The following is a 2,637-nucleotide window of genomic DNA, read 5'->3' on the forward strand; positions in this document are numbered from 1 at the left end:
GATATGAACTCTCTACTCGGTGTTGTACTTCAGATGACGGAGGGCGAACACAAGAAAATAACCTTTCTGAAGCTCACTATAATTTTTCGCAACAGTGCCAAAAATAGAGCATACATTGAACACCAGAAGAAGAGCGAGTTTGAATTATCGCTCACCTAATCATTTTTTTAGAGTATTTGATGGCGGCTTAGTATAGAGTAGTGTTGCACTTCAGATGACGGAGGGCGGATTTTAGTTTTCAAAATTTTAGTAAATTAAGATTTTTAGGAAGATAGATTAAGATGAATTTGATATTTATACCAATTTTATTGATGATTTTAATTATGTCACCAGCAATTTCATCAAAAACTGAAAACAAGTTATTTTCTTGGAAACCAGAGCAACTTATGAATATTAAACAAATTTCCGAGCTGGACTTGTCTTCAAGTGCGCCTACTCTTGCTTATGTTGTAGATTTTTACAAAAAGGACAATAAAAATATTTGGACTGAGAAGAGTTCAATCAAAATATTGTCATTAACAACAAAAGAAACCCATAAGGTTGATTATAAAGATGAAGATAGTTGGATGCCAAAATGGTCACCAAATGGTCATTATTTGGCTTTCTTATCTAAGAAGGTCAGTGAAAAATCAAATGATAATGCATTATCATTAATAAAGATATGGTCTAAAAAAACAAATAAAATCTATTTATTAACAGAAACAAAAAATAACATAAAAACACTTTCTTGGTCAAGAAATGGAAATTTTATTGCTTATGTTACTGAAAATAAAAAAGATTTTTATATAGATAAAAATAAATTAAAGATATTTTCATCTTCAGTGCGTAACGATGAAATGCACATTATAGAGATAGATTATAAAAATATCAAAAAAAATAAAGACAAAATAATAATAAGTAAATATATTCAAGGAAACAAATTTTCATATATTGGTAATTTAAGTTGGTCAAAAGATGATAAAGATATTGCATTTAGCCATGATATAGGTGATAGAAATGACCTATGGAATCTCGGTATTATATCAACAATAAACCTAATGACCAATAAAATAAATACAATAAATATCTTTAAACAACGAATGATAATGCAGCAACCTCATTATTCACCTGATGGTCAATATTTACTATTTACTGCAAGCCCTGAACAAGTATGGTCACCTCGATTTTGTATTTATATGCAAAAAATAATAACAAAGAGTGTCACTAAATTAGCCTGTAGCTTCGATCAAGATCCAAAACTTGTTGGTTGGAGTAAAAGTGGTAAAAATATTATTTTTACAGAAAATTTTCATACTTGGCGCAATATTTATAGTCTTTCTACTGACAGAGAAGATATTACTACTAAGGTAGTGAAAATAAATAAGTCAAATTCCCTGATTGATACTGTAAGTATCAATTCTAAAGGCGAAATAGCAATAGTACAGCAAAACAGCAAAAAAGCTGAAGAAATTTACCTAACAAACTTAATCCGCTATCAGCCACAAATCATTACTAATATTAATACGCGCTATACTAAATTTTCAGAGACTTTAGGAAAAACTGAGAAAATCAATTGGAAAAGCAAAGATGGACTAACAATATCAGGCCTACTTACTTATCCTGAAAATTACAATAAATCAAAAAAATATCCGCTGATTATTGAGCTACACGGCGGCCCTGCAGATGTTTTTCAAAACAGATTTATAGGAAGACGCTCTGTTTTTCCTATAGCAACTTTTTCAAAAGAAGGCTATTTTTATTTGAGACCTAATGTAAGAGGCTCATCTGCTTATGGTGTTTACTTTAAAGAATTAAATCATGGTGACTGGGGAGGTAAAGATTACCAAGATATAATGGATGGAATACAATATCTAAATGATAAAAATATCATTGATAGTAAAAAAATCTCTATCATTGGTTGGAGTTATGGAGGCTATTTAACTGCACAAGCGATTACACACAGTCCGCTATTTAAGGCTGCAATTATTGGTGGAGGAATTACAGATTTGGCAAGCTACAGCGTGACGAATGATTTACCAAACTACCTAAAACTTAATTTAGGTGGATACCTTTGGGATAAACCAAAGTTTTATCAAAAACGTTCGCCAATTTATGCTGCTAATCATGTAACAACTCCCACTTTACTAATGTATGGAGAAAACGATATACGAGTTCCTTTATCTCAAGGAGTTGAATTTTTCAATATTTTGAAATTAAGAAACATCCCAAGTATGATGTTGATTTATCCAAAACAGTATCACTCATTATCAGATCCAAACTATATTATCGATGCAGGAATAAGAAATGTATCATGGATTAATAAATATAGCCGAGCAGGCACTGTTGCAAAAAATTTAGATTTGAGTGGGGTGTAGCAATCAACGGAAGTTAAGAGTGAATTGCTGTGGTAAAACGTAAACGATTTAAGAAGAATCAACCCTTTAAATGGAAGCATTATTCCGGTGAGATTATTCTTTGGCTGGTGCGTTGGTATGGCCGCTATGCCTTATCTTACCGTGATCTCAAAGAAATAGCAGCTGAAAGAGGTCTTGAGATTGAGCGTTCAACCATTTGTCGTTGGGTGCACGAGTATGGCTCGCAGATCGCCAAACGGCTGAGGCCCCACTTTCGTCAAACGTGTGCCTCTTGGCGGTTAGA

At 32.4% G+C, this 2,637-nt stretch carries 1 protein-coding gene and 1 pseudogene; both read left to right on the top strand.

Features of this window, described 5'->3' with window-relative positions:
- Positions 1-281: 281 nt before the first annotated feature.
- Complete coding sequence (locus tag C200_RS04975; protein ID WP_016211990.1) at positions 282-2,354, top strand: S9 family peptidase; 2,073 nt, start codon at positions 282-284, stop codon at positions 2,352-2,354.
- Positions 2,355-2,383: 29 nt separating this feature from the next.
- Positions 2,384-2,637 (top strand): annotated as a pseudogene (locus C200_RS04980) (IS6 family transposase); the annotation flags it as partial.

The organism is Piscirickettsia salmonis LF-89 = ATCC VR-1361 (assembly GCF_000297215.2).
Lineage (GTDB): Bacteria > Pseudomonadota > Gammaproteobacteria > Piscirickettsiales > Piscirickettsiaceae > Piscirickettsia > Piscirickettsia salmonis.